The sequence below is a fragment of the Dongia soli genome (genome assembly GCF_034044715.1).
Lineage (GTDB): Bacteria > Pseudomonadota > Alphaproteobacteria > Dongiales > Dongiaceae > Dongia_B > Dongia_B soli.
Genome location: NZ_JAXCLW010000020.1, coordinates 1 through 5754, shown reverse-complemented (window position 1 = coordinate 5754; position 5754 = coordinate 1). Strand labels below are relative to the sequence as shown.

The following is a 5754-nucleotide window of genomic DNA, read 5'->3' as shown; positions in this document are numbered from 1 at the left end:
CACATCATTGTCGAAGACCGCCGGATCGCCGACCTCGGAATGCGCCGCCAGAACCCGGTTCAGCCAAAGCCGGAGCCTTTTTACTGTTCTGAACACTGGACCGCGCTTCTTCCCGCGCTCTCCAGCCTGACGCCCCATCGCCCGCCGCTGGCCCGTCTCCCCTTCTGTCATTTCCCCTTCCATCATTTCCCCGTTCCGACTGATCGCCGCGCCCTCACGGATATATCGAATCATGCTGACCTGAGATCGAGTAATGCGATGCGATTGAAGGCTAAATATCAAGTCGCTGGCCTCGCCACCGTTGTCAGCGTCGAGGCCACCCTCAAGCGGAGCTTCCAGCCGCCGTGGCTTCTTCAAGGTCCGTCTTTTTGAATCTCAAAGTGAGCGGATTGAGGCCGAATCGTCTTGACCACCAACGCCTGCGCCGGCGCGCACGAATTTGGTCTTCGAAGAGTTGTCCGATGTGAGGTCGGATGCCCGGAGGTAACCGCTCAATAAGGCCGTCTCGTCATTTTGAGAGAGGCGGATATCCCTGAATGTAGATCCAATCCGTGGAGCTGGCTGGTATATGGCAGGATTTGCAGTCGGAAACGTAATCGGTAGACGTCGTTTTGGTTGGATCACCGGCGTCGAACCAGGACCAGCCCCATCCGTCGCCCCAAAGCTTGTTCTTGGGGAAGCTATGCTTGCTATCCCTTACCATGAGAAACCAGCCTTTCAAGGTTGATTCCCTGCTTACGGTACCGGTCGCCATGTCTTCCGTCGATGTCTCGTATACCTCTTTGACTAAGACAGCTCCGTCCGGAAACTGTCCGGTCGCCCGATATTGATCAGCAGTACCAGGAGATGCATAAACAATATGCATCTGCTTCGATCCTTGGCCGGATTCTGCCGCAATTGCCCAAGCACCGAGAAACTGAAAACGGGCTCGGTAGTTGTCCGGCATCCGCATGTTTCCATCTTTATCGACGATCGTTTGCAGTGAAGCATCATCGGCTATCGCTGGGACAATCGTTATACCAGTCACCGCAGCAATGAGGAGGGCGGAAGCAATAAGGTGAGATTTCATGTCTGTTCTCTTTATGCTGCAGGTTTTTCAGCGGGCTGCGTGAGCTGCGAGTAGGGGTGAGGGGGCCCAACAAAAGCCCAATCAAGGAGCTTTTCCGGCGAATGAAGCACGCCGGCGGAGTGGTGCTTGGGCAAGTACCGGGCGGGGCGGCGGAGCATTATCGCTAGCCCTTTGCGCCAAAATAAGTGGCGGTAACCGAAACTCTCAAGCTTGTTGCGCAGGCGACGGCAGCCTTAGCGCTAAAAATCCTTCCGATCATAGAATTCTCCATCTCTTCAGTATCTTGGCCGCGGTGCGTGACTTGAGATAGAACTCATTGTAGGGACGGGCGGAGATCTTATGGTCCTGAATATGTGTCCGAATGTCCGCGGCGTTGCTCTCTGCTCTGGTCAATGTCATCGGCCGCATGTCATGACCGGTGCCGGCTTCCATGCCGATCGCTCGAGCTCGCCATCTTCCGGTATAGATCTGAGACTGCCGGCAAAACGGCGGATGATTCCGAATATTTTGAGATCAGCAGATGGGCCACAAGGCCGAGGTCCGACCACCCTGCTCAATGGGAAGCACCGGCGCGGCGACCTGCAGTGCGCCGCCACAGCAGTGGCATGCAAGCCTTGGCGCGCCGTGCGGATGATCTTGAACCGGGCCGGGCAAGGTCTCGGTGACATCGTCACCGATCTTCCGTGGGCGCCCGCTGCATCGGTGGCGGGTCTCGTCGGGGCTGAGAACCACCTCAGCTACCAGCCGCCCGGCTGGCTTAGCTATTCGAACGAGGAGGATGACGTGGCGCCTTATATCGGAACCGGGCGCGGCATTCTGTTTCATCGATCCACACTTCGAAAAGACTGGCAGTCCCGACGTCGCCGGTCCCATCACCGTTTTTTCGCCCTTCGTGCATCGTCTTGGTTAACCGCTGAGTGTCGTCCCGAAGTTCAGAAAGCATGCCCTGAGGCCCGATATATTCGTCATCTGCATCCGCCGCACTTTGCGTAGGAGTGTTGTTTCCGATGGCACGTAACGTGGTCCCACCCAATTGGCCCATTATCTCAGCGATTGGATCGATCATCGCGAAGACCTGCATGCCATGTCTATCTAGGAGGAGGCGGCAATCGATGATATGTGGCTCACTCATATGCCAAGGGGAGTTCTTCGTCTTCAGGTAGAGAGAAAATACATCGGCCAGCAGGCTCTTTAGAGCTGCACCGATATTGCAGCTGACATCTGCCGAAAGGTCGGTGACTCCACCGGTTTCTCCCGGTCGTGCACTTATAAGGTGTTTTCCTGTCATGATCATCTCCTTCTGTTTATTCGACATTCGCGGCAGCCGTGGTTATTTGGAAAGCGTCAAACAATGACGATCGGCAAACATCAATTCATGTGCGTTGGCCTCCATCGCTACGATCGGCTAGCGGCATCCTGTATGGTTGGTGGCGTCTCGCGCAGATGATGACGCATGGGCGGCTTTCAGTATCACCACCAGCTGCCTGTGCAGTCATCGAGACTTTTCGCATCCAACCACCTTCAGGCAATCAGTAGAATTGCTGTTGGGATGTCGATTAAAAGAATCGCTGTGATCACAGGGGCGAATGCCCGTTCTGCGGTCGTCCAGCGTGGCCAATCTCTGTGCAAATCGTAGATCATAACCATTCTCCAGGTCCTCTAATTTGCGTTAGTAGGTTTCGGTGCGCTCAGCGCGCTTTGAATGAGCAACCTGCAGTCGCTTGAGCTTCCGATGACTAATTCTGACGGCGATGATCGGGCGGCTCTTGCACAGACTTGCTGTGCACAGAACCTATTTGCTTTATTCCCGCGTAAAGCTGTAAACGAGAGAAGCATACGCGAGCGACGAGCCCTATGCCGGCGAGCACGAGTTCGTCGCCCTCGAACACGACGCCCTACAAAAGGCCGGCTTGGTACTCGATCTCATCAGCGCCGACATTGGGAAGCGGTCCGCGCGCCCGGTTCGAGCCTGGGGAACGCTGGTCTCCATCGACGGGCTGTGCGAAGCACGCCCCGTCGATGCTCTGGTCGTCGATTATCTTACTCCGCCAATGGGCAATATTTTTGGCCAAGCACGGCCACCAGCGGGTGTTCGTGGAAGGCTTCGCGAACTATTTTCGCTTATCTTCGATGGCAAACTGACGGAGACGCAGCACGGTATTAGGCAGCCCTCCGATGGTCAGCCGCATAAGGGTACACCGTATTCAGGAAAGTGGGGATATTAGGTCATCGGCCGACCGCCGTCATCACGCTACTTTAATCGCCAACGGCGGATAGTCATTCAGGGCGCCGCTTCGTTCGACCTCATATGTAACGACGGCGCGCTTTGCCTCTGCCCGATAGTCTGAAGGGTCGATTCCGTAGTGCTTCCGGAAGACCCGGCTGAAGCTACTGCGGCTCCGATAGCCCGCCTGAAATGCAACCTGCTCGATGGACAGTGCATTCGCTGCCAGAAGGCCCGCCGCATGTCGCATCCGAAGGCGCCTTAGGACGGACATCGGCGAGTCTCCAAACGCGGCCGCGAATCTCGCCATGAACACCGAGCGACTCAACCCTACCGAGCTACACAGGGTTTCAACTCTGAAGTTTGCCGCGGGGCGTGACGCCATTTCAGCAAACGCGCGCGCTATCGGCGGGTCATTCAGAAGCGAAAAACTCTCCACCCAAGCGTTTGTGGACGTTAGACTGCGACGAAGCAAAGCCAGCAACACCAGCTTGAATAAGGTGGACACCATCGGCTGTCCACCGATCTCCCGCCCGGCAAGTTCCATCATCGCATAGTTGATCAGATGGTCGACCTGACCATGCGCATCAAAGCGTTCGGCGATTGGCGAAGCAAGCGAAGCAAAAGGATCAAGTCCCGGACCGTAAATTGCATGGAAGTGACCGCAGACGAGCGAAAATGATGCCTCTCCTTCCCCGATCTCGTGGCGGTGCACCGAGCCAGGAACAAAGCAGTTTTTCTTGATGCTGCCGGTGCAGTTACGGAGCCGCCCAAACGATGGACCGGCCGCGATGATGTCGATTGACTTATTCGGCGGCGCCACGACGAGCATTTTCGGGGCGAGCTCGAACGCTGCTTCGCCTTCGATGAGAATCGTGCCGGAACCGGTGAGACCATAGTGTATGGTCGGCAGATTGGTCCTCTCGATGTGGAGGCGGGCTTCAGTGGCGAAGAGGCACTCGGACAGCTGAGCCGAGGCGACTTCCATCGTCCCCATCAGTCTGTCGAGATCAGTTCCCGAAATTCGCGAAAGCGGCTTTGAGGATCGCCACCACTTCGCCGGTGCGGCTATCGAGACTTGTTGCATTCAACGACCTCTAGATAGTCAGTAGAATAGCTGCTGGAATGGCCATTAGGAGAATCGCCGCAATCACCGGGGCGAGTGCCCGTTCCGCCCTCGACCAGCGTTGCCAATCTCTGTGCAAATCGTGGATCATAATCATTCTCCGAGTCTCGATTTGGCTTTTGTAGGTGTCGATACGCTCAGCGCGCTTTAGAGGGGTGTGAATGAATGAGCCCGCAGTCGCTTGAGCTTCCGATAACTAATTCTGCCGGCGTTGGTGGGACGGTTCTTGGAGGGACTTGCTGTGCACAGAAGGTTTTTGCTCGATTCGCGCAAGTTTGGAAAAGGGAGAAGCGTTGCGCGCGATGAGCGTTTTTCCACTGCTGCGCGAATGGCCGACTTCGGGCTCGTACCTATTGGCGGGTTTCGGCCGCTTCGGTTGTGGCACGGCACGAAGCAAAGTGGAGTTGTTTTTGGCGGATGCCCCGATCTCCGCCGGGACGGCATCTCCAACCGCGGTCCAGGTTGAAGCGCCGGACGCTCGGACACGGATTTAGGACGCCTGGGCAAGGGGTTCGTCATAAGGTAAAGCTGGACGTTGGAGGAGCTGGCCAGCTTAGCAACCGCTGCAGCGGGCCTAAGATCGGAGTGAGATAGTCGGATTGCGCAGCACTTCCTCTCGCTACGGCGCCGTCACCCAAGCCTTCCATTGGCTGACCGTCATGCTGGTTCTTGCCGCCTATGTGCTGAGCAAGAGCGACCGCTATTCGCTCTATTCCGCGGACGCGGAGGGGCTCCGCAGATTTCACGAAACATTCGGGGTGCTCGTCTGCATTGTCGTCGTGCTGCGGTTGGTATGGCGGCTGATCGACAGCGCGCCCAAGAAGCAACCGATGTCGCGATGGATGGCTGCGGCCTCGAAGCTCGTCCACTTCTCGCTTTATGCGCTCCTCATCGCGATTCCCGCGACAGCGATGCTCGGTACTTGGCTCGAGGGGATTCCCCTCACCCTTGTCGGATTTGATATTGCCCTCCAGATCGCACAGGCGCATGAGGTGGGGCAACTGATCATGAAAATACACATCGCCCTGGGCAGCGCCATCCTATGGATCGCTGGCGTGCATGCAGCCGCGGCTATCTTCCACCATTTCTATCTGGGCGACGATGTCCTTCAATCGATGGCGCCGGGCGGATGTCGAAAGTCATGACTTTCGGCATCGCTCGCCCTCGATTCGCTGCGTGCGGAAACTCGGGAACTTCGGGACAAAGCCTTTGCGCGAGACCAAGCTCCATCATCAGGTCTTCTGAAGCTTACGTGATGAAGTTGAGGTTAAGGAAACCGACATGGAACAGTCCCCTCAGATCGGCGACAGGATTGCCGACAAATCAGCTCCGCCC

5 protein-coding genes are annotated in these 5754 nt (G+C 56.7%); 2 read left to right on the top strand and 3 right to left on the bottom strand.

Going from position 1 to position 5754, the window contains the following annotated elements:
* Window positions 1-372: hypothetical protein (locus SMD27_RS23985; protein WP_320510992.1), on the top strand; the 372-nt coding region annotated here is incomplete at its 5' end.
* Window positions 373-508: 136 nt separating this feature from the next.
* On the opposite strand, the gene SMD27_RS23980 is transcribed toward SMD27_RS23985, so the two are convergent.
* The 3 genes from SMD27_RS23980 to SMD27_RS23970 all read right to left on the bottom strand — a co-directional run bounded on the left by SMD27_RS23980 (window position 509) and on the right by SMD27_RS23970 (window position 4380).
* Entirely contained in the window at window positions 509-1069 is a 561-nt protein-coding gene (locus tag SMD27_RS23980; RefSeq protein WP_320510991.1) for a cytochrome P460 family protein, read from the bottom strand.
* A 757-nt stretch (window positions 1070-1826) separates the two neighbouring features.
* Window positions 1827-2384: a Dps family protein gene (locus tag SMD27_RS23975; protein WP_320510990.1), complete on the bottom strand. Its 558-nt coding sequence runs from the start codon at window positions 2382-2384 to the stop codon at window positions 1827-1829.
* Window positions 2385-3315: 931 nt separating this feature from the next.
* Window positions 3316-4380 (bottom strand): helix-turn-helix transcriptional regulator, encoded by a 1065-nt coding sequence (locus SMD27_RS23970; RefSeq protein WP_320510989.1) that lies wholly within the window; start codon window positions 4378-4380, stop codon window positions 3316-3318.
* 638 nt (window positions 4381-5018) lie between these two features.
* On the opposite strand from SMD27_RS23970, the gene SMD27_RS23965 reads away from it, so the two are divergent.
* Window positions 5019-5564, top strand: a complete 546-nt coding sequence (locus SMD27_RS23965) for a cytochrome b (protein ID WP_320510988.1) — start codon at window positions 5019-5021, stop codon at window positions 5562-5564.
* Window positions 5565-5754 lie beyond the last annotated feature (190 nt).

Coding starts and splice junctions, on each gene's coding strand:
- SMD27_RS23980 (WP_320510991.1), bottom strand. CDS start 1,069: ATGAAATCTCACCTTATTGCTTCCGCCCTCCTCATTGCTGCGGTGACT.
- SMD27_RS23975 (WP_320510990.1), bottom strand. CDS start 2,384: ATGTCGAATAAACAGAAGGAGATGATCATGACAGGAAAACACCTTATA.
- SMD27_RS23970 (WP_320510989.1), bottom strand. CDS start 4,380: ATGCAACAAGTCTCGATAGCCGCACCGGCGAAGTGGTGGCGATCCTCA.